This is a genomic window from Candidatus Thiodictyon syntrophicum (assembly GCF_002813775.1).
GTDB classification, from domain to species: domain Bacteria; phylum Pseudomonadota; class Gammaproteobacteria; order Chromatiales; family Chromatiaceae; genus Thiodictyon; species Thiodictyon syntrophicum.
This window is the reverse complement of sequence record NZ_CP020371.1, coordinates 156,123-177,951: the sequence shown is the minus strand read 5'-3', so window position 1 is coordinate 177,951 and position 21,829 is coordinate 156,123. Positions and strand designations below refer to the sequence as shown.

The window sequence follows — 21,829 nt, the reverse complement described above, 5'->3', positions numbered from 1 at the left end:
GTAATGCAGCATTCTGACCGCGAATCGTTTCTGGGCCTGGGTATCCGGGTCCAGGGTCACTTGGTCCTGGAGCGTTGCTTCGGCCCCACCCCCGCGAGCCAGTCGCCGCTGGCCGCGGGCGAGGAGGTCGGTGAAGGCGACTATGTACTCGCCGAGACGGACCCACGGGGCGCGTGGGTGCGCGAGCGTGTCGCCACCTCCGGCAGCGCCCTGGCCGTGGTCTATGCGCTGGCCGTACGCCACGGGCTGAATCCCGTGTTTCCGCCCAGGGTCATGGCGGATGCGGACGCGCTACGAGCGCGCCCAGGGATCGACGACCCGCAGCTTGCGGACCTGACGGGGCTGCCGTTTTGCACCATCGACGGCCCCGCGACCCGCGACCTGGATCAGGCGCTCCATGTCGAACCGTTGGCGACGGGCTTTCGGCTCCATTACGCCTTGGCGGATGCTTCCTGGTTCGCGCCCCTGGGCAGCGCCCTGTTCGCGGAGGCCCTGCGGCGTGCAGCGAGCTTCTATCTGCCAGGACTCACGATCCCCATGCTTCCACGGGTGCTGTCCGAAGGCATCGTCTCGCTCTCGCCCGCGGTTTCACGGCGGGCGCTGGTCATGGTCCTGGAGCTCGACGCCGACGGCCAAGTCGTTCGGTGCGACTGGGTGCGGGCACGGGTCCAGAGTCGCGCCAAGCTGGCGTTCGAGCAGGTGGCGCGGATGCTTGCCGGTGACGCCGGCGCCGGTCCGGAGGCGCCTGAATTGCTCGCAAGCCTGTCCGCCTTTCGCGACCTGGGCGAGACCCTGGCGCGGCGGCGCGACCGGGAGGGGGTGGTGCGCTATCGGCGCGATGAGGTCGATCTGACCCTGGTCGACGGCGTCCGCGGACTGGTCGCGGTGCGACCGGTGGTGAACCCCGTGGAACGCTGGAATGAAGAGGTCTCCGTGCTCTGCAACACACAGGGGGCGCGCTTTCTCCTGGAGGGTGACAGCGCCGACGATGCCATCGAGCCGATCTACCGGGTCCACCCGGCCCCGCCGCCCGCGGCGCTGGCCGAGTTGGAGCGCCGGATTGTCGGGCTCGTCGCGCTGCGCAGGCTCGACGCGGCGGTCTGGACCTGGCATCGGCAAGCCGGTCAGAGCCTGGCCGACTATCTGCGTGGGCTGCCCGCCGACGGGGAGGAGGGGCGTCTCGCGCAGGTGGTGAGTCGACAGGCGGTGATCACCAACCTGCGCGCTACCTACTCGGCGGAGCCGGCGCCCCATACGGGGGTGGGGGCCGAGGTCTACGGCCGCTTCACCGCCCCCATGCGGGAGATCGTGGGCATCTTCCTGCACCACGAAACCATCGCGAAGCTGACCGGCGCACCGCCCAGCGTCGCGCGCGACGATCGCACGGTGCGCCGACAGGTCATTGACGGCGCCAACCGCGCCCGGGAGCTTCAGTCGCGGCTGCTGAAGGACGTCAACCGGGTCGCCATCAATGGACTGTTCAAGGCGGACCTGGGTCTGCCCGAGGCCGAGCGGCCACGTCGGCGCGCGACGGTGATGGGCCTGCGATCCAATCGGCTCTACTGTTTGCTCGACGCCCCGCCGCTGGAGATCAAGGTCTATACAGCCGATGTGGCGGGGGTGGTGGGCGAGCCGGTGGCGATCGACCCGGACGGCATCGCTGTGCGGGCCGGTTCCGATGGCCGCGTCCTGGCGCGGCTGGGTGACCGGGGGCGACTCTACGTCCGGGGCTTCGATGCGCAGCGGGACCGCTGGGTCTTCGGGCTGCTGGCCGACTGACGCTGCGTCCTAACGCTCGTAATTGACTCGATGCCTCCGCTCAAGCTCGACGACTGCACTTACCATGGCCTCGGCTCCGGCGCGGAGCTGTATGTCGTCGAAGGCGATTCGGCCGCGGGTGCCGTGAGCCGGATGCGCAACGCGCAGTTCCAGGCGGTGCTGCCGATGCAAGGCAAGCCGCTCAACACGGTCCGCGCAACCGCACAGAAGGTCGTGGCCAATCCGTGGTTCACGGCCCTCACACAGGCGCTTGGCACGGGGCTGGGCGACGCGTTCGCGCTCCAGGCCTTGCGGTACGATCGTGTGATCCTGCTCATGGACCCGGATGCCGACGGCATCCACTGCGGGGCCCTGGTCACGCTGTTCTTCTACCGCTGGATGCGACCTTTGCTCGACGACGGTCGCGTGGGCATCGCGCGCGCGCCGCTCGCGACCCTCATGGTCGAGTCGGTCGGGCATCCCCAGCATGGCGAGCACCATGTTCGCTGCGAACAGGAACTGCGGGCCGTTGCCGGGCAACTGAAGACGCATGGCGATCCGCAGATCGCCATGCGGCGCTACCGCGGGCTCGCCGGGACCGACCTGCATGTCCTCGCGGCAACCTGTCTCGATCCCGCGACGCGCACGTTGTGGCGGGTCGGCGCGGCGGACGCGCAAGCAGCAATCACGGTGTTCGGCGGCGGGCGCCCCGCTCAGCATCCTCGCGACTGACCAATCCCGCTCGTTCGGGGCGCTGCCACTGACGACGGCGATCCGATCCGCCAGTCTCCCGCATTCCCGCCGAATCCGGGAGCGGCGGCCGGACGGCTATGCCCTGCATGTCCTCTACCGGCACGGCCTGCTGCCGCTGCGCGGACAGACCACCCCGAACCCCTTCGCCCGCCGGTGGCTGCCATGAACCTCAACCGCTTCCTGGCCACCTGGAACGGGTTGGCGCTGGAGAACCGCGACAACCGCATCGTCATCCTGCTGCTGATCGGCGCCAACATTGCGCTCGCGATCACGCTGAACCAGACCGAGCGCACCGTGGTCCTGGTCCCGCCGGTGCTCGAAGGCGAGGTCACGATCGCCCGCTCCTCGGCCAGTCAGGAGGTCAAGGAGGCATGGGCGCTGTTCGTGGCGGAGCTGCTCGGCAACGTCAGTCCGACCAATGCACAGTTTCTCAGACAAGCCCTGGACCCGCTGCTTGCACCCGCGCTGCGCCAGGACAGGCGCCGGGCGCGGCCCGCAATCCAGCGCGACCGATGGAGATTCGGGTCGTCAGTGCCTCCGCTGCGCAGGGCAAGGGACGGGCACCCACTCAGCCGCGCGACGCCCTCTTCATCCCGGCCAGCGCCATGCTGCGCGGGGTCCTGCTCAACGGTCTGGACGCCCCGACCGGGCCGGGCGCCCGCAAGGACCCGACCCCGGCGCTGCTGCGCATCAAACATGATGCCACCCTCCCCAACCGCTATCGCGCCGACGTGAAGGAGTGCTTCGTGATCGTCGGCGGCTTCGGCGACCTGGGCTCGGAACGCGCCCTGCTGCGCAGCGAGACCCTGACCTGCGTGCGCACCGACGGTGGCGTGATCGAGGTCTCGCTCGACGCCTACGCGGTGAGCAAGGACGATAAGGTCGGGTGCGCGGTCGCCTGGTGAGCAAGCACGGCGCGCTGCTCGCCAAGGCCCTGCAGGCCGGGTTCCTGACCTCCTTCGCCAAGGTCTTCACCCAGTCCCGAGCATCCCGATCAGTACCGGCGGGAGCCAACTGCAGTACCAGTCGATGTTCACCCCCCAGGCCGCGGCGGCAGGGGCGGCAGGTGGGGTCGGCGGGGCCATGGACCGGTTGGCCGACTATTACATGGAAATGGCGGAGCAGATCTTTCCGGTGCTGGAGGTCGATGCGGGGCGGGCGGTGGAGTTGATTGTGAACAAGGGGGTGTCGTTGCGGTTGGGGAGGTGATTGGGCGGCTGAGGCGCCGCCGCGTGCCTCCGATTTAGCTGCTGCGATCCGCCTCTCCGGCCAGCCGCAAGACCTCCGCGACCAGCGCATCCGCAAGCCGATATCCCTGATGCGACAGGTCGGCCAACAGGGGCCCGACGGACTCCAACAGACCGGAGCGCTTGGCGGCCAGCAGCACCCCGGCCAGACCGACCACCGGGAGCCCACGGCGCCGGGCGACGTCCCGCCCGCGACGCTCGTCGATCAGCAAGAAGCGGCAGTCGGTCTGCTCGGCCAGCAGGATCGCAGAGGCCTCGCCGGCGTCCAGCGACAGGCAGAGGCGAGCCAGTTCCGCCTCGGCACCGGGCGCCAGCGCCTGCGGCTGGATGACGCCGCGGGCGAGGGCGGCCGACAACACCCGCGCTCCCGGCCGGCCTGAATCCACGCACAGTTCGACCAGCACGGTCTCGGGGACCTGCACAGACTCGTAGAGGGATGCGAGCAGCGACAACCGGTCAATGCGGGCCAAGGCGATCAATGGCCCCGCGTCCGCGACGACGACCTGGTTCACAAGGCGATGTCCAGTTCGCCCGCCAACTCCTCGGCCGGATAGTCCACCGCGGCCAGGCCGAGCGACCCCAGCAGGTCGATAAAGCCGTCCAACGACAGCCCGGCGATCTTGGCCGCCTGTGCGAGGGTCAGTTGCCGACCCTCGAACAGGCTCAAGGCCAGGGCGCGGTGGACCCCCTGGTCCAGCAGCCGTCGGTCGAAGGGCAGGGCGAGGATGGCGGGTCGGCCATGTTTGGTGATGAGCGACATCTGCCCAAGCTCGGCGTCCTTGAGCAGGTCGCCGGAGCGGGTGCGCAGATCCCGGACCGAGAAGACATCGAGCGTTTCCATGAGTGCCCCCAGATAAGTGTGCCCACGAAGCGTAGCATAAATGGGGGCGCGTCGTGGGCCCGGGCCATGGTTGCCCTCTGATCGAGTGTCTTCTCGAAGTGTTGAGCGCCCAGGATGGCGCCTCAGCGGGGCGAGGAAAGTCCACGGCCTGCGATGGTCAAGCTGTCGGATTAAGATACCCGCTGACGGGGTGGCAAGCGGATAACACGTGTGCCGCACATCGTCGCGGGTCGCCTCTCGGCTTGCGGCCACAATGGTCGCACTCGGCCATGACCGGCCGGTCGATCTCCGCAATCCAATGGCCGATGTCGCTCCGACAGCATTCCCGCTCGCCAACCCGTAAGCAGGACCGAGCGGCGCTCACGAGTCCCGATAGATCGCTGCCGCCTTCGCCGCCTGCGCCGCGACAATCCGGCGCAAGTCCGCGGGCCCCATCACCTCCACATTGTCCCCCGCCCCCAGCAGCCAGCGTAGCAACTGTCCGGTCGAGGGCACCCGCGCCCACACCCGCAGCTTGAAGTCGGACTCCGGCGGCTCATCCTCCTGGCGCTGACCCGCCGCCAGCGGACAGTACCTCAGGACCTCGGTCAAATACCCCCGGACCCGCAGTTCCAAGTCGATCAGCTCGCCCTGACCGAAATCCGCCCGGCCATCAGCAATCGCCTGGTCCAGGTCGAACCCGGCGGCGAGCCGGGCCGGCAGCTCGGCCAAGGCGGTGGCGCGGACCATGCGGTGCAGGGCATAGAGACGCAGCGGTTCGTCCTCGGCATTCTTGAACGCAAACAGGTAGGGGATGGGTCCACGCTGAACCAGCGCCTGGGGATGCAGACAGACCTCGGCACGCTGGCCCTCGGGTTTGACGTAGAGGACCTGGAGCGCGCAACGCTGAATCAAGGACTGGATCACCGCCTTCAACACCCCTTTGCGGAGTTCCGCCGGCTGGAGCCGAAAGGTGTCCGGGACGATGCGCAGTCGCGCCTCGTCGAGTCGCGGTTCCGCGGTATTGGTGAGTAGCCGCTGCCACAACCGTTCGAGCTGACGACGCGGGACCGCCTCGGCCGCCAGGTCGTGGATGGTTTGCAGGGTCCAGTCCCAGACCGCCGGGTCCTCATCCGGTCCGTCCGCCACCCGCCGGTAACGCAGCGGCTTGCCGCCGGGATTCGCGGGTGCGATGCGTCCTTCGTTCACCAGCTCGCCGAGGTCCCGTTGCAGGGCCCGGCGCCGGGCCTTTTTATCCCCCGTCCCATAGGCGTCACCCAGGATTTCCAGCAGCCGGGCACCGTCCGGGCACTGGTCCGGCGGCGTGCCGGGTGAGAGTAACTGCTCCAGGCGATTCAGACGTTCAAGGCGGGTGGCATGGGTGGCGCTCATCGGGGGGCAGTATACGACAGAGGATGTCGCATCGGCATGGTTTCATAGACTCCAGGCCCAGGCGATCAGCCGCCGCGAAAACCACATAAACACCCGCGCGCGTTTTGCCGCCCAACGGGGTTCCTGGTAGCCCCGGAACAAGCACCGGGTTCACCGCAACCATCATAGAGAGGAGTCTGCCATGCCCCGCAACCACGGCCCCCTGTCCTCCCGCGAGCTGCACGCGCTCATCGGCCTGACCGACGAGTCACCGACGCCACTGTTCGACGACGAACCGCTGGAGGCCCTCAGCGGTGACCTCGGCGCCGTCCTGCGCGAGCGCTATCGGGCGCTCATCCAACCCCAGCGCTTCGCCCCTGGCGATCTGGTGACGTGGAAGCCAGGCCTAAAAAACCGCCGGGTCCCGCGCTACAGCCGTCCCGCGGTGGTGGTCGCGGTGCTCGACAACCCGGTCTGGGACTCCGAGCGCGAGTCCGGCAGCACCTATTTTCGCGAGCCGCTCGATTGCGTGCTCGGGGTGATCTGGGACGAGGACCCCAACCGTGGCGAGTTCGTGACCTTCCATTACGACAGCCGCCGCTTTCAACTCGTTCAGGAGGATCGCTAACCATGGCCCTGCATCGTACCCTCTGGCGCCGGGACTTCAGCGCCGTACCCGCCGAGGCGCGCCGCGCCGCCCGGCTCGCGCTGCAATGGATCCGCAACGACCCGCAGGCCAGTCGGCAACTGGCCGACCGCAACTTCCTGGGGGCCCTGTGGCTATTGACCCAACCCTTGCTCGACCCGCGGGCCGTCGCGAACTCGCTGGTCATCAAACGGGGCGAGGAAGATGCACCGGATTCGGAGTTGGTGTCCCTGCTCGAGGGCCATCCGTCCGCTGAGTGGGACGATTTGGACCCGCTGGAGCTGGACGGCGAGGCACGTCAGTGGTTGCGCGATTTCTTCCAGACGCTGCCGCGCTGGGTCTTGAACCGCCTGGCCGCGGCCGACGCCGCGGCGCCCGCCACCCCGACCGTCGCCCTGCTCGGCGAGATCCTGGGTCTGGATGCGGCGAGCGTCGAGGTGCTCGAGTTTGTCCACCAGCGCGAGCAGTCGCAACCGCTTCGCCTGTTGCTTCGGGCGAGCGGTCAGGCGAGTGCGCGGACCAATCTCGAACGCCTGGCCATGCTGCTCGGACAGGAAGCGGGGGACTTGCGTGCCGTCTTCGCCAAAGGCGCCCCGCTAGGCCGGCTCGGGCTCCTGGAGTCCAGGCAGGCCCCGGGGGACATGGAGGACATGTTCCCCCCGAGTGACTTGCTGCGGGAGCTGTTGGACGCGGCACCCCAGGACGCGGCGGCACTGCTCGGGCTCCTGATCGAGCCGGCACCGCCCGCGGTCTGGCGGCTGGATTCTTTTGCGCATCTGGCAGCCGCGGCCGGCCGGTTGCAGGGGGTCCTGGGTCAGGCCGCGGCCACCGGGGCCGCGGGGGTCAATGCGCTTCTCTATGGCCCGCCCGGCACCGGCAAGACCGAGCTGGCGCGCGCCCTGGCCGCGGCCTGTGGGCTCTGTGCCTGGCAGGTGCGCAGTGCCGATGACGACGGCGACGGACTCGCGCGCCGCGGGCGCCTTTCGGCCTATCTGCTGGCGCAACGCCTGCTGGCGCGGCGCCGCGATGCCCTGCTAATCTTCGACGAGGTCGAGGACGTCCTAGACACCGATGACGAACTGTTCTCATTCATGCGCCGCCGGCCGCCGGGCCGCCAGAAGGGCTGGATGAACCGCATCCTGGAGGAGAACCCGGTCCCGACGATCTGGATTACCAACAGTACCGAGGGCATGGACCCGGCCTTCCTGCGTCGGTTCCTCCTGCCGGTCGGATTCACGGCCGCACCGCGCTCGGTACGCCGGCAGCTGGCCGAACAGCACTTGGGCGACCGCGGTCTGCCGCCCGACCTGCTCGACGAACTAGCCGCGGACGTCGCTCAGACACCGGCCCGCCTGGCGGCGGCCCGTCGGCTGCTGGACCTGTGCCCGGACGCACCGCCCGAGCGGACGGTGCGGGAGGGTGTCGCCGCGCTGCGCACCCTGTTGCACGGATCCCCGGCACTGCGGCAGCGGCGGGTGGAGACCGCCTTCGATGTCGCCTATCTGAACCTGGCCGGGGGCATCGCACCGAGCGCCATCGCCCGCGCCCTGCACGCCCAGGGCCGCGGCAGCCTCTGCTTCTACGGTCCGCCCGGCACCGGCAAGACCGCCTTCGCCACGGTGCTGGCCGAGGCGTTGGACCGCGAACTGGTCGCGCGCCAGGCGTCCGATCTGCTCTCAGCCTATGTCGGTGAGACCGAGCACAACCTGGCACGGCTGTTTCGCGACAGCGACCCGGAGACGACCGTCCTGCTGCTCGATGAGGTTGACAGCTTCTTGAGCGATCGGCGCCAGGCGCGGCATCACTGGGAGCGCACTCAGGTCAATGAACTGCTGCAACAGATGGAGCGCTATCCCGGCATCTTCATTGCCGCCACCAATCTGATGTCGGGTATCGACGCCGCGGCCCTGCGGCGATTCGATTTCAAGCTGCACTTCCGGACACTGACCCCGGTGCAGCGCCGCGCGCTGTTCGCCCGGGAGGCACTGGGGGATGTGGGTGCGCCGGTGCCGCCCGACCTGGCCCGGCACTTGGATGAGGCCAACGGACTGACCCCCGGTGACTTCGCCACGGTCTGCCGCCAGCGGGCGCTGCTAAGGGAGACACTGACGCCGGAGCAGTTCCTGCGGCGGTTGGTGTGGGAAGGTCGGTTGAAGGGGGAGGAACATCGAATGTTGCGATAACCCCAGGGAATTATGTTAACGTCGGCCTATTGAAGGTCGCATCCTCACGATTCGAATGGAAACCTCCCGCATGACAGAATCAGCAGGCCCCAAACAGAATGGCTGCGGTCGCGTGCCTTCCCACGCCGAGGTGGTAACCGTGTTCCAGAAGCACCTCGAGAGCTACGGCAAGACTCGGGGCGAGCAGGCCCAGGTGCTGCGGAATTCTGAGGCATCGGTTAAGCTGCAATATTCGGGGCGGGTTGCGTTCGAACTCCTGCAGAACGCGCTCGATCGCGCCAAGGAGCACATCTGGGTGGCGCTGCTCGACGAAGCCGACGCGGGTGCCTCGCTGGTCGTTGCCAACGATGGGGCTGCGGTCACGCTCGACCCGGACTTCGATTATGAGGCCCCGCCTTCGCGCGAGCGGCGCGCCGATCTCAACGCACTGCTGTCGCTGCACTCGTCCAACAAATCCGCGGACGAATCGATGGGCAACAAGGGGATTGGCTTTCGCTCGGTATTCGGCGTCGCTGAACGCGTCCAGGTCTGGAGCCGATGTCGCGACGGTGCTGGTTGGTGGGGAGTGGAGATGCACTGGCCGGCAGGCAGAAGCCTCTGGCTGGAGCGCGCGCAGGCGTATGCGCCGGCCCGGCGGGCGGTCGAGCAATGCTGGGGCAACGCTACCCCACCGATCGTTGCCAACCTGGACGATACCGAGCGCGCGAGCTTCGCCTTACCATTACCGCTATTCGCGGAGGGACCGCCGGAGGCCTTGGCCAAGGCACCGATGTCCGACATCCTCGTTACCGCCGTGGTCGTGCCGCTCCGCCCGGGGGTTCGCAAGGACGTGGAGAGCCATCTCGCGGAGTTGATGGGAGCGCGTTTGCACTTCGTCGGGTTGCGGCCCGAACGCCGGTCGATCATGGTGTCTATCCAACTGCCCGGGAAAGAACGCTGCGTCTTGCGTACGTGGCCCGTGATGGGCGACCGGCAAGACTGGTCGGTGGTGCACTGGCGCTCACCCGCCTTGGCGCCGCTCGCCAAATTGGCCGAGCATCCGATCGCTGAACCGGGTGTCGCATTGGCCTGGCCCCCGCGGCCCGACCGCAGCGGGACCGCCGATGAGGCGTCTATTGAACGTATAGCCGGCCAGACGCCGGTGTTCAATTACCTCCCAACGCTTCTGAAATCGGACTTCGCCGTGGACTTGCACGGCGACTTCCAGGTCAAGGCCGATCGCACAAGCATGGACCTGGGCGAAAACGTAGTGGGTCGTTACAACCATAAACTGATCGAGGCCGCTGCCGACCTCCAGCTATGGGCAGCACTGACCTGCCTGGGTGCACAGAATCATGCCGCAGCGCAGAGACCCTGGAAAATTATCCGCTCGTGCCCTGCCGACGGCATGCCGTCGCTGGGCTTTCGCGATGACCTGTGGTTTCTCCTCACTCCCCGTGAACAGGGCTTCGGGGCATTGGTCGGTGAGCTCGGTGTCCTGCTCTTCGATCGCGACCATCAGCCCTGGAAGACCGAGTGCCATACCCGATGGGCCGAGCTGGCCCAGGCGTTTTTCATTCATCCAGAGGCATTGGGCAAAAATCGTCAGGGGTTGCTTCCCTGTGGGGTATTTCAGGAATTCTGGGATGCTTCCGCGGCATGGCTGGATCGGCTGACCGGATGCCGTCGTCACACCCCGACCTGGCAGCAGGCAGCGAGTGCGCTCTGCCAGGCATTGCGGGAGGCCGAGGTGCCGTGCCTGCCATTGACCGAGTCGATCGGGTTGGGGTCAAGCGCGCTGGTACCGGCCGTCCCGCTCCCCGACCGCTTGGAGAAAGGTTCGCAAGTGCAGAAAGGTTCGCAAGTGCGATCCGCCTTCCGAGTCTTCCTGCGTCGAACCGAACAGCGAGTCATTATTCTGCCCACCGCGCTGCTCAAGAACAAGCGGGCCATCACGGCGTTTCCACTCGGCCCATTTGGTCAATCCGAGTCCAGACCCACCGGAGTAGTGGACTTCGGTCGCTGGGAGGTGCTTGCGGAGCTCCGGCAGCTACCGAACGATATCGGGAAGTTCAGCGGCGTATCCGCACTCGACCCGGATAAGAGTGAGGCAGTCAGACAGCAGCAAGAGTTGATCCGGCTCGCGGCCGACCTTTTCACAATGGAACTCGGCACCAGCCACGCTCCATCAAAGCAGCCCGAGAGCTTCGGACTGGCGTGGCGCGCGGACCCGTCGCTCGGCCACTCGGATCCGGTCCGCGCCGCGGGACGCGCGCTCGCAACACTGTTCCTGCCTATGACCGAGAGTCTGTGGGCGCCCGCGCGTCAACTGCATCGCGGACAGGTGCATATCGAGACCATGGGGTTGCCCGCGGAAGGGGGTGTGGATGTCGAAGCGTTTCTCGACTATCTGGGCGTAGCCCCGAAACCGCCAAGCGGGGTGCCGCCCGTCCTGCTGGTGGAGAAGGGCAGCGACGGACTCATCGTGCCGCGGGAGCTTCCGCCCCAGTTGTGCGCGCCTGGTAACGACGAGATCGGCCAAGTCAGCCTGGCGACCGATGAGTCGACGCGCCAAGACCCCACGCGGCTTGCGTCCGCGCTCCGCGATGCCTGGTCGCAGGGCGCGTTCGCCAGGCTGATCGAGTGCGAAAATCGACCGGCGGATGGCAACACGAAGTCCTCCACGGCCATCACGAATACACTGCGGGGCCTGGCATGGGTACCGGTGGGCCAGGCCCAGTGGGTCATCGCGCCGGAAGGTATACAAGGCGCGCGCGCCGTCCGCCCCGCGCAGGTTGTCACGCAACAGCCAGGGAAGGACCGGCGCGCGGTCGTAACCTACCGCCTTGGCGGTCACGCTGGCGAGCCAACCCGTCTACTCCTTGAAGCGCTCGGCGCCTTACCGGCGCTCAGCTCGGAGCATCTGCGAAACCAAAACGGCCAAGCCGCATGCGAGATCCTGAAGACGCTTTGTGACAGCTATCCTGAGCCTTTCGCGCTACCGCCCGATCGATTGCGCAACCTCCTGGACGTGGCGCAGGAGGCGATCGAGGCGCTCATGCATCAACCACCAGCCGACCTCCCACATCCGCCGATACCCGTCCATGATGCCTCGGGAAGGCGCGACGTACCGCTTAATGCCCGGCGGGTCCGCTGGGTGGATGATCCAGACGTGGATGCCTGGATCGCGCAGGACAACGCACAGCAGGAAATCGTGCGCAGGTTCTTTCCCGACCTGGCGTTGGCGAGCATCACGCTTGGGTCGAGCGTACTCTCGCGTCATGCACAGCTTGGGCGACGCGCGGTGCTCGCCAAGGAGCATGTCAAGGGCGCCGAGAACCGGCGGCAAGACGATTCGATGGCTCGCGAGCTGGCGCAGCGTATCTCTGAGGCATTACCGGGATTGTTGGCCCTCGCCCAGGCGTCCAGGATCATGACGCCAGACGCGACAGCGGTGCGCAAGCGTTGGGGCAATGCATCGGCCGGGCGGCTGGTGCATGTCGAGGACGCCTGGATCGAGATCGCTCTGGAGGGTCCCGTGCGTCGACCCGCGGAGTTCCTCAAGGGCAGCGAGGGGCACGTCCTGCTGCTCACGGCGCCAGGCGGGCGTTCCGACGATGAGGATCGGGAGACAGGTCAGATCCTCTTCGACACTAAGGCCGATGGCACGCCGCCGCGATTGGCGGACTTCGGCAACGCGGTGGCTGACCTGTTGCTTGGGAATAGGAGTCTTGGCCCGCTGTTCGCGTATGCCTTGGGGACCCTGGGTCAACCGGAAGGAACCACCGGGGCGGATTGGCGACGCCTGCTGGAACACGAGGGTGCCAGTGCCTTGGTCGACGGGTACAGGGTGATTCTTGATCCATTGACCGACGATGAGCAGCGCGGTTTCCGTGAGCGTGTCGCGGCTGCCCTCGCCGGGGCCGGTGCACGGCTGAGCCGCGAGGATACCCCGTTCGACCGGCTCCAGCGGCTTCGCGGAGATGACTTGCGTCCGCTTGATGGCGAGTGCTGGCCACCTGATACCAAGGTGCACCCGATCGCCGAGGCTCTTGATCACGCGCCTTGGACCGATCGCGAGCGTCCTTTCCGGCCGGTCGCGACGGTGGAGGCGGAAAATGAATTTGCCTGGAAGGGTTGGCTAGATGACGGTTGGGGACGCCGACTCGATGCCTACGCACTCCACCAGAGACGCGGGCACGGGCATCCCGACGAACAACTTCAAGAGCTACACACGCGGCGCCAGGACTGGCTCAAGCAGAACGCCTTCGGGCTCATGAAGATGGCTTGTCACGAGGCGGCCGCGCAATGGCTTCGCCATGAGTTGGCCGGTGTGACCGATCTCACCGACGACATTGCGAAGAATCGGATCGAAGAGACCTTGCGCAACTTCGCCCCCAGGTATAAGCCGGTGACCGATTTGCTAGCGATGACGGTTCTGGGCTGGAGCGCACCCAGTGTGTCACTCACGGCTCCATCCCAGGTGGAAATGGCGCCCGCGACCGGCGACGAACGCGATCAGGCCAACGCTATCCGATCGGCCATTGGCGACGAGGCGGAGCAGGCCGTATTGCCATACATCGCAGTTAAGACGCATGAGGTCCTGCAACGCGCCCAAGACGCCGGGGAGGAGCGCCTCCAGAATGCCTGGGAAGTCTTGAAGGCCGCCGCGCCGGGGTCCGGTAAGACCCGGAAGGCGATCGAGGAAGCGCGTTTGAGCTGGATGGACGAACGCGGCCCGGAATCTCTCCAGAAGGCCCTGCATGTGTCGCGCATCTGGGGCAACGCCGGCTTCGACTTCCTGGGACTGGAGGAGAAGGCTGGCAAACCCGTTGCCGTCCGCTACGAGACCAAGGGGCTGCCGGCCGGTGATGGTGTGGTCTACATCCACCTGTCAAACAACGAGCGCAAGGTCGCGAGCCGCGTGCGTCAGGCATGCCCCGATGTACCTGACGATGCTCGTTACCAAGGGGATTGGAAGCTCATCGCCGTCAAGCCCGATGGCCAGGCGGTCGACCTCACCTCTATGGTCGACGACCTCATCAAGCATCCCGACCAGGTCCTTGGCGAGTTGTTGGCCAAGGGGATGACGCCAGATGGACTCTTGCTGCGGTTAAATCGCCGCAGCGACAAGCAGTAATATGTCGATCGCAGATGCCCTCATCACACAAATCCTCGCCGATGCTCCGCAACGGCGGCGGGACGTATCGATGCCAATCGACGAGCCTCCGAATGATGGCCTGCTGCCACCAGGCATTTTTGATGACGCACCAGACCTCGAACTCTTTCGCGATCGAGTCCCTGACAGTAGCGAATCCTTTCCCGAGCATTCGCCGCCGCTGACGCGGCTGGGCACCTACCAATGGATGACCAGCCCCGGCGTCATTACGCTTTACCGCGGGAATATCGAGGCTTACTGGAAAAGCCTGATTCGGCTGGCCCAAGGGCGGTTTCCCTTTGTGACCACCGGGGATGCTGAGCGCGTCCTGCAGCTGCTGGTTCAGTCCGTCTATCAACACGAGCGATTCCATTACGTTTGTGATTTCTGCCGGCGTCTGCTCGGCGGCTCTTTCGACCGTTGGCACGAAGAGGCGCTCGCGATTGCTTGGGAGTGGCAGTGGCTACGCTCGCAGGACCGTTGGAATTCGTTCTATGGGATCATGCATCCGACCTTGAGGCGCATCGTCGTTCAGGCCATGTTTGACCATCGCGCGGCCGGTTATCGCAACTGGCGGTCGTTTGCCGGCCAGGCCGACTTTCACGACGCGGTGACCACCTACCTTTACCCGGTCAGCGCGCAGACCTTCGCGGGCACGGCGTTCAATTTCGCGGCCTGGGCCCTGGCCCATGTCCCGGATGATGCAAACCGAGCCTGGGTTGAGCGGATTGCGCCTTGACCGTCGCGGCGACTTGAGATCATGAGTGTCGGCAGCAATCTTTCCTGCGTGCAACACCGCCCCCTCCAGGCCCGCCAACCGTGGTTGATCCGGGATCATGCCAGGTGTCGGTCGGTCTGACGCAGTCCTTCGCGGACTTCCGGCGACGCTTCGTTCCCACAACGCCCGCAGGATCAAAACGCGATGTGAGGGAATCTCCGCGCCGAGCCTGAGGCTGCCCGATTCAGAATGCCTGTCGCAGCCGGGCGCGGTCCCGTTAACTGCGAGTGGGTAGCCCGTCAACTGATATGGCAGACAGGCGCTCGCAGCAGCTGCTGAATCGGCGACCAACACTTCCAACACTTGTGCGACCTGCGCCCACTTGCTCGCCGAACGGGCGAACACGAAGATCCCAGGGCCGAGGTAGAGGGGTGGCGGCAGCACACCTGGCTGGCACGCGGCAATCCAGTCGGGCTCGATCGCAGCCTCGAGCGAACGCGCGAGCCGCCGTCGAGGTGAGACCGGGGAGACTGGGCTCGCCGGTTCGGGGCATAGATTGGTTGATCTGTACCTCATAGCAGACCGCCATCCGCAATCGGACTATGTCCGCAATGGGTCGGTACCGGTCAACCAAGAACCATCTCTCGGCTGGGAATAACCCAGCTGCACGTTATCCCCACGGCCCGCAGGCGTCTTGTGTCGCTCACTGTCGCGCGCTTCGCAGGCGACCCGGTCCCACCTCGGGGAGCCGGGCTGAAGATTCAGCCCTTTGGTTCGCGGGACCCAGTCCCAACCCTACAAAGGAGACTTGTCTCAATGGCCCCGGGCGTTCGGGTTGGCGGCTGCACCTGCGTTTCCCGCATTCCCCCCAGAAAACCGAACCTTCAGCGCTCACGCCCCTCCCCCCTGATCGGGCACCCTGACGGCACCTTCACAGCCGGTCCGGGTCTCCGTCAATGCGCTTTTCCAGGTTTTCAGGGCTTCTCGCCGCGGCACTCGCCGCGCCGCCCCACGCCCTCTGGGCCGAGCCCGCTGCCACCTTGGGCACGATCCTGGGCAGCAGCGATACGGCGATCCGTCGCATGGCCCGGCTGCCCGTGGGCGGTCTCCAGGCTGTCGAGACCACCGACGGGCAACTCCTGTTCATCTCCGACACCGGGCGCTACGTGGTCCGGGGCAAAGCCTACGACCTTATGGCACGGCGTGGCCTTGACCTCGCTCACCCAGGCCGAGGAACTGGCCGGGCGCATTGATCTGAAGCACCTGAAGCTCGACGTCGCCGACCTGGGTGCGCTCGACCTCGGCACGGGTCCTGAGGTCGTGGCCTTCGTCGACCCGCAATGCCCCCACTGCGCCGCCTTCTTCAAGGATTTGGCGTCGCTGACGGACCGCTATCGCTTCCGCTTGATCCCCTTGCCCATCGCCGAGGACTCCCAGCCCGGGGTCCTGGCTTGCACTGCCTGGCCACGACCGACCGTGCCGCTGCCCTCACGGCACTGCTGGAACACCGCGCCAACGTGCCGCCAGCGACCAGCACCTGCGGACAGCCGACGGCGCAGCGCACCCTGATCACGGCACAAATGTTCGGGGTGCGGGGGACCCCCTTCGTGATCGCGCCGGACGGTCGTATCCACCAGGGCCGCCCCGCTGACCTGGCGGGGTGGCTCGCCGCCCCCACGACCGGCACGCCTGGCAGCGGGGAGAAGGGACAGTGAGCAACGCCGGACCGTGGTGGCTGCTGGGACTCACTGTGGTGGCACTGGCCGGCTGCGCCAGCGACAACGCGACCTTCTGGCTTTCCCAGTCGGCCGCTGTGTTTGCCCACCTCGGAAATCTACCGCCTGACGGACGGGGCCGGACCACCGCCCGCGTCGGAACGCCGTCCACGCACGATCACCACCACGACCAACAGCGAGCCCTTCTTATGAAGCACTTCGGGATCATCGTGGCAGTGGCCTTGGTCGCCGTCGGCTGCGCCACCCCCCAACCCCCAGGCCCGCTGGTCGCCGGACCGGATCAGCGTCCGGCGGAGTTCGCCCCGAAGCGGGTGTCGTCCACCAGCCCATTGCGCCCAACCGCTGCGTGACCAGGAGGGTCAGCCAACAACACACCGACGTTACGTGGCCCGGTGGCCGCGTAACGCGAGCAGTACCACCAAATATCCCTCTTTGTTCAGCCCATTGGGCGGCTGCAACGAGCGCAACGCCCGCCACTCGATTGAGCGGATGTGCAAATGCTCGCACAGACATTCGTCCCCGGCCAGGCTCGCCAGGCCGACCGGCGTCTTGCGCTCCGCCAAGATGTGCTCACGACCGATCTCCGTGGTCGCCAGCGTGTCGTCGCTGTCGCCTCCCATCAGCCAATGGGCGCTGACGCCCAAGGCCTGCGACAGCGTGTCGAGCAGCTCGATCGACGGCGCGCGCACGCTGCGCTCCATGCCGCTGATGTGGGACTGGCTCACCCCGCACCGCTGACCCAACTCGGCTTGGTTCAAACCAGCAGTGCTGCGCGCCTGCTTCAAGCGGTCACCATTTAACACCACGACGTTGTCTTCGTTCATCTGCCCAGCCTGAACGCTAACGGCCAGTAAAAATATTCACGGGGCAGTGAGCGCACTGTCTGACCTCAGAAAATATCTGAAAGTAGTTTGGAGTATGCATGATATCAAGAGTTCGGGCAACCACGACCAACCCCCGCCGGGGGCTTGCAGCAAACGAGGAAATGATGACCGACGAGCACGCTGACGCAGCGCTTGGCGCAACTGGAGCAGCGCGCACGGGAGCGGGCTGGACCGAACCGTGCGCCCGCACGCCCCACGCCCGCGCTGCCCCGGCAAGCACGGCGCCCAGATATCCAAAAATGCTTAGCGCACGACGGCGAACAACAGGCCGAGCGAACGCAAGCTGATGCAGAGACCGGCGGGACAGCAGCTGCCGCACCCGCGGAGTCAGCGACTCCTGCCAAGCGACATCTCAATGGTCATGCCAACCAAGCCCGCGTGGCGGCCGCGGCTGAAGCGCTGGATACCGTCGCCCGTCAGCGGGGGCTGGAACAGACTGCGCTGTGCGCAACGTCCGAATATCCCACCACGCTCACGCGGCTCCCACTGTTCCCCCCGGTCACGCGCGAAACCGCGATTGAAATGTTCAAACGCGGATGGGTGAAGTTGCGGTCGTCATGGGATGGCGGTGGCGTCTATCGTTCCGGACCAGCGCTCAATATTTACGACGAGGACACGCTACCAAGCAGTTAATGATTATGCAGCAAGAGGGGTTTATCACCTCGTTTCTTATCGACGGAACGGGGCGCTCCACGCCGTTCGTTCTGCACATTGTGTTTCCAGGAAAGTCGTGATGGCTGCCGTCGATGCGCACCCTACCGGGCGCTGCGTCATTGCGCCGACCCCAGAACGTGCTCATGTCGCCGGCGTTCCGGCCCCGCCCCGCCCGGCAAGATAACCCCAGCCAGCGCGGCCCACGCCGCGCGCGTGGTCGAGGGCGTCAATGCCGACCAACAGCATGTGTGATGTCCCTCAGCGAAAGCAGCGTCTTGGTGCGCGCTGGCGAGCCCTGCCGGCGTGCGCAAAGCACCGGGTCTTGAGGGTGCGAAGCGCGCGCAAGTTATCCACACTTATCCACAGGACCACCGGGTCCTGAGGGTGCGAGCACCGGGTTCCACGGGTGCGAGCCCCCGTGCTTTCAGGGTGCGGGCACCGTGTTTCGAGGGCGCGAGGACCGGGTTCTGAGGGTGCGAATGCCGGCCGAAAGGTAGTGCAAGTAATTGGTTATAAAAGCAAAAAATGGACCGCTGGCGGCCCCTAGTACTTCTTAGTACTCTTTTAGTACTTAAGAATTAGTACCGCGGCAGTGGCCGCGCGAAACTGATTTTTTTGAGATTTAAGAGGGGAGACGCCCACGAAGGGTTCGCCACCTGGCCCCCGTACCACCAGGCTACCCGGTCGTGTAAGCTACGCAGGCGTTCCCATGACGGCCGTGCGCTGGAGCTTTTCGACCTGGACCCGCCGCCCCCGCTGTTCCCCGATCGCCCCTCGGTGACCGCGCCACCCTCCAGCACGCGGCCCTTCGATCCCGAGGACCACGGCGCCGTGGGCGTGAGCGTCACTGCCCGCGGCCGGTCCCGTGGCGCTACCGGGTTCGGGTGAGCATGCCGAGCAACGCGCGGTGGTCGGCCCGGCAGTCAGTTACCAGATCGGCCCCTGGATGGCTGTTGTGGCCCAGCCCCTCGAAAAGGTCAAACTGGCCGAACAGTCGGTCTTCAGGAGGATCGCCGATGGCCATACGCTTGCAGCAGGTGCTGGTGGACGCGCCGGGGGAGAAAACGCCGGGAGCCCGGCGACGAGCGGCGCGTCCTCGCCCACCTCGGGTGCGGCCTCAAGAACCTGGCGCCGCCGCACACGCTGGCCGTCTACCTTCGCCCGGGTTCCGCGCCCAAACCCGGGGACGTGCGGCCAGCACCCTGCCGCGCAGACGCTCGGGCAGACCTGGATGATGACCATCACGCGCCCGGCGACCCTCTTCGTCAGCAGCCTCTTGCTGGCGCTCTGGAGCGCGCCGTTGCTGGCCGTGTTTCCGGCTGAACAGCCGTTTCCCGGCGTGCGTTATCATCAGGAAACGCGTCAGTCTCCGCCGCTGCGTCTGTTCGTTGCCGAAGTGGATGTGACCAACCCGCGGCTGCGGATCCGCGTCTCACCGGGAGGTCCTGACCCGGACGGGCCGGGCGCGTGGGAAACCACGCTGATGACCCCGACGGCGGTTGCGGCCCGCGACGGGTTCGACTTGGCGGTGAACGGCGATTTCTTCAGTATTCGCAAGCCGCCGACGGCTACGGCGGCGCCTGTGTACCAGCCTGGCGTGTGGGCCAACGTGGTCGGACCGGCGGTCAGTGGCGGCAGGGCCTGGTCGATCGGTGACCGGCCGCGACCCAGTTTGGTCGTGCGCGCCACGGGCCGGGTTGCGATCGAGCGGGTCGCCAAACCGCCGGCCAACGCCCGGGCGATCGTCGCCGGCAACGTCATGCTCGTTGAGCGCGGGAACATCGTCGCGCACCAGAACCAGGATAAGCATCCGCGTACCGTGCTCGGACTCAACGGCCAGCGCACGCGCTTGGTGATCCTGGTGGTCGACGGCCGCCAGGGTGGGTCGAGCGGGATGAGTTACGGCGAACTGGCGAGCGAGATGATCCGCTTGGGCTGCCAGAGCGCCATCAACCTCGACGGCGGTGGCAGCACGGTCATGGTGCTGCGCGACCCGGCCACGCGGCGCTGGCGCGTGCTCAACCAGCCCAGCGACGGTCAGGAACGCCCCGTCGCGAACGTCCTCGGCATTACCGCAGCACGCGCCGACCGGCGCTGATGGTCACCGTGGCGGCGGTTGAGTTCGCCCACACTGCGGCGTTCGCGGCCACGTCCAGGAACCTCCGGCCCGCCACCAAGTGATCGCTGGAGCGCTCCCAGAAGCCCCGCGCACGTCCACCACACCGAGGCTCTGGAGGCCGTCGCGCCGCGGCGGCGACGTGGACCGCGCCGTCGTGCAAGGCGTCCCCTGACGAAACGGAAAATGCCGCACGCCCAGCGTCAGCACGGGCCATCGCCCTGCGCAATCGCCCTCTGACCCGTCTCACGCGGCAACGGCTGATCCACCCCGCTTGCCCTCGCCGAACGCCATACAGCCCTTCTGGAGCGGTTCTAGCAGGGTTTCTCATTTCTTTCATCGGGTTGCCGAACCAACAACACCTAACGCACGCACCGCCTCGCGAAAACCTCTCGTTTGCGAGTGGGGCGCCGCCCCGGGCCTGCCGACGCCCGTGCTAACCTCAGGTTTCGTTGACCTTGTCGAGTGTCCGGATCATGAACACCGGCCCCCCACGTTGGGTCATGCACCTGGACATGGACGCCTTCTACGCCGCGGCCGAGCAGCGCGATGCCCCAGCCCTGTGGGGACGCCCGGTGGTGGTCGGCGCCCAGTCCGGCGGACGCGGGGCGGTGGCCACCTGCTCCTACGAGGCGCGGCGCTTCGGCATCCACTCGGCCATGCCCATCAACGAGGCCCACCGGCGCTGTCCCGACGCGGTCTACCTGCGCCCGCGCATGGGGCATTACTTGGAGGTCGCCCAGCAGATTCGCGCGGTCATGGTCGCCGGTGCCCCGGTGGTGGAACCGATCTCCATCGACGAGGCCTTTCTCGATGTGAGCGGGCTCGAACACCTGATCGGTCCGCCGCAGACCATCGGCCGGCGGATCAAGGAAGCGATCCGCGCCGCGGTCGGACTGACCGCCTCGGTCGGGATCGCCCCGCATCGGCTGGTGGCCAAGATCGCCTCCGACTTCGGCAAGCCAAACGGCCTGATCGTGGTGCCCCAGGAGCAGGTGCTGGACTTTCTGGGCGGACAACCGGTCGGCGTCCTGTGCGGGGGGGCGGCCATCGGACCCTGCCCCGGCTCACGCGGCTGGGACTACGCATGGTCGCGGACCTACGCAGCTGGTCGCTCGCGCAACTCCAGGCCCAGTTGGGGCCCGCGTCGCCACCAGCCTCTACCAGCAGGCGCGGGCCTCGCCTCCGACCGGGTCGGTGAGCGCGCCGCCCGCCATTCCCTATCCAAGAAGACCACCTTCGGCGTCGACGTCACCGATCCTGGAGTGCTGCACGACACCCTGCGCGCCCTGGCGGCCGAGGTCGCCGCCGCGGCCCGGCAGGCGGGGCTCGCAGGGCACACCGTGACGCTGAAGATTCGCTTCCGCGGCTTCGAGACCCAGACCCGTCAACGACGCCTCGATCGGCGCAGCGACGCCCCGCACCCTGTTGTCCGCCGCCTGGTCGCCCTCTGCGGCCGGGCGCTGGCAGGGGAAGCCGGTGCGCTTGATCGGTCTGGGGATCGCCGCGCTGGGCCCCCGGAGCCGGTCCAGCCGGACCGGTTCGACGGCGGCGCCGCGCGCCCCACAGATAACGACCGGGAGCGGCGTCTTACGGTGACGGTGGCGCGTATCCATGCTCGCTTTGGCGCCGACGCCCTGCGCCGGGGGCTGTTCATCGCCAACCCGTGGGACCCGACCGCCGGCCCGCACCCGCCGCCGCAGAGCCCCCCTGGTAACCTCCTTTTACAATTGATTTTACGCGCTTATTATCAGATACTTGCCGATTTGATAGCAGCGTGAGCGGGGGGACCTGTCGGGGCCCGAC

18 protein-coding genes and 1 pseudogene are annotated in these 21,829 nt (G+C 66.9%); 15 read left to right on the top strand and 4 right to left on the bottom strand.

What is annotated here, in order from left to right:
• The first annotated feature begins 3 nt into the window (after nucleotides 1–3).
• From THSYN_RS30105 to THSYN_RS36450, 5 genes and pseudogenes are all read left to right on the top strand, one after another.
• Entirely contained in the window at nucleotides 4–1,779 is a 1,776-nt protein-coding gene (locus tag THSYN_RS30105) for a ribonuclease catalytic domain-containing protein (RefSeq protein ID WP_100922782.1), read from the top strand.
• Nucleotides 1,780–1,809: 30 nt separating this feature from the next.
• A complete protein-coding gene (locus tag THSYN_RS30100; protein ID WP_100922781.1) occupies nucleotides 1,810–2,490 on the top strand; it encodes a toprim domain-containing protein in 681 nt (226 codons plus the stop codon).
• Between the two features lie 183 nt (nucleotides 2,491–2,673).
• Nucleotides 2,674–2,937: pseudogene (locus THSYN_RS30090) on the top strand (TraE/TraK family type IV conjugative transfer system protein); the annotation flags it as partial.
• An 86-nt stretch (nucleotides 2,938–3,023) separates the two neighbouring features.
• Nucleotides 3,024–3,416 carry a TraB/VirB10 family protein gene (locus THSYN_RS36455; protein ID WP_236849050.1) on the top strand — a complete coding sequence of 131 codons (393 nt, stop codon included), beginning with the start codon at nucleotides 3,024–3,026 and terminating at the stop codon, nucleotides 3,414–3,416.
• 124 nt (nucleotides 3,417–3,540) lie between these two features.
• Nucleotides 3,541–3,720, top strand: a complete 180-nt coding sequence (locus THSYN_RS36450; RefSeq protein WP_236849038.1) for a TrbI/VirB10 family protein — start codon at nucleotides 3,541–3,543, stop codon at nucleotides 3,718–3,720.
• Nucleotides 3,721–3,754: 34 nt separating this feature from the next.
• Here the strand turns inward: THSYN_RS36450 and THSYN_RS30080 are convergent, their stop codons facing one another.
• The 3 genes from THSYN_RS30080 to THSYN_RS30070 form a co-directional block, all read right to left on the bottom strand.
• Nucleotides 3,755–4,270 carry a PIN domain-containing protein gene (locus THSYN_RS30080; RefSeq protein WP_100922780.1) on the bottom strand — a complete coding sequence of 172 codons (516 nt, stop codon included), beginning with the start codon at nucleotides 4,268–4,270 and terminating at the stop codon, nucleotides 3,755–3,757.
• A complete protein-coding gene (locus tag THSYN_RS30075) occupies nucleotides 4,267–4,599 on the bottom strand; it encodes a type II toxin-antitoxin system prevent-host-death family antitoxin (RefSeq protein ID WP_100922779.1) in 333 nt (110 codons plus the stop codon). Before THSYN_RS30075 ends, THSYN_RS30080 begins: the two co-directional genes overlap by 4 nt.
• A 360-nt stretch (nucleotides 4,600–4,959) precedes the next feature.
• Nucleotides 4,960–5,970 (bottom strand): helix-turn-helix transcriptional regulator, encoded by a 1,011-nt coding sequence (locus tag THSYN_RS30070; RefSeq protein WP_100922778.1) that lies wholly within the window; start codon nucleotides 5,968–5,970, stop codon nucleotides 4,960–4,962.
• A gap of 181 nt (nucleotides 5,971–6,151) precedes the next feature.
• Here THSYN_RS30070 and THSYN_RS30065 point away from each other — a divergent pair, with 181 nt between their 5' ends.
• From THSYN_RS30065 to THSYN_RS34530, 8 genes are all read left to right on the top strand, one after another.
• Nucleotides 6,152–6,577 (top strand): hypothetical protein, encoded by a 426-nt coding sequence (locus THSYN_RS30065; protein ID WP_100922777.1) that lies wholly within the window; start codon nucleotides 6,152–6,154, stop codon nucleotides 6,575–6,577.
• 2 nt (nucleotides 6,578–6,579) lie between these two features.
• Complete coding sequence (locus THSYN_RS30060) at nucleotides 6,580–8,778, top strand: AAA family ATPase (RefSeq protein ID WP_100922776.1); 2,199 nt, start codon at nucleotides 6,580–6,582, stop codon at nucleotides 8,776–8,778.
• 139 nt (nucleotides 8,779–8,917) lie between these two features.
• Nucleotides 8,918–13,897: a hypothetical protein gene (locus THSYN_RS30055; RefSeq protein ID WP_100922775.1), complete on the top strand. Its 4,980-nt coding sequence runs from the start codon at nucleotides 8,918–8,920 to the stop codon at nucleotides 13,895–13,897.
• Nucleotide 13,898: 1 nt separating this feature from the next.
• On the top strand, nucleotides 13,899–14,654 hold the full coding sequence (locus tag THSYN_RS30050) for a hypothetical protein (RefSeq protein ID WP_100922774.1): 756 nt from the start codon (nucleotides 13,899–13,901) through the stop codon (nucleotides 14,652–14,654).
• Nucleotides 14,655–15,589: 935 nt separating this feature from the next.
• Entirely contained in the window at nucleotides 15,590–15,886 is a 297-nt protein-coding gene (locus THSYN_RS36445; protein WP_236849037.1) for a disulfide isomerase DsbC N-terminal domain-containing protein, read from the top strand.
• Nucleotides 15,843–16,202, top strand: a complete 360-nt coding sequence (locus THSYN_RS36440) for a thioredoxin domain-containing protein (protein ID WP_236849036.1) — start codon at nucleotides 15,843–15,845, stop codon at nucleotides 16,200–16,202. Before THSYN_RS36445 ends, THSYN_RS36440 begins: the two co-directional genes overlap by 44 nt.
• A gap of 11 nt (nucleotides 16,203–16,213) precedes the next feature.
• Entirely contained in the window at nucleotides 16,214–16,348 is a 135-nt protein-coding gene (locus THSYN_RS36795; protein ID WP_257791274.1) for a hypothetical protein, read from the top strand.
• A gap of 209 nt (nucleotides 16,349–16,557) precedes the next feature.
• Nucleotides 16,558–16,719, top strand: coding sequence for a hypothetical protein (locus tag THSYN_RS34530; RefSeq protein ID WP_157818045.1), 162 nt, complete (start codon nucleotides 16,558–16,560; stop codon nucleotides 16,717–16,719).
• 30 nt (nucleotides 16,720–16,749) lie between these two features.
• Here the strand turns inward: THSYN_RS34530 and THSYN_RS30035 are convergent, their stop codons facing one another.
• Nucleotides 16,750–17,193: a helix-turn-helix domain-containing protein gene (locus tag THSYN_RS30035; RefSeq protein ID WP_100922773.1), complete on the bottom strand. Its 444-nt coding sequence runs from the start codon at nucleotides 17,191–17,193 to the stop codon at nucleotides 16,750–16,752.
• A 1,945-nt stretch (nucleotides 17,194–19,138) separates the two neighbouring features.
• Between THSYN_RS30035 and THSYN_RS30030 the strand changes: the two genes are divergently transcribed.
• The gene (locus THSYN_RS30030; RefSeq protein ID WP_157818044.1) at nucleotides 19,139–20,005 is read left to right on the top strand and encodes a phosphodiester glycosidase family protein; all 867 of its coding nucleotides are present in this window, start codon (nucleotides 19,139–19,141) and stop codon (nucleotides 20,003–20,005) included.
• Between the two features lie 494 nt (nucleotides 20,006–20,499).
• Nucleotides 20,500–21,804, top strand: a complete 1,305-nt coding sequence (locus THSYN_RS30025; RefSeq protein ID WP_236849035.1) for a Y-family DNA polymerase — start codon at nucleotides 20,500–20,502, stop codon at nucleotides 21,802–21,804.
• Nucleotides 21,805–21,829 lie beyond the last annotated feature (25 nt).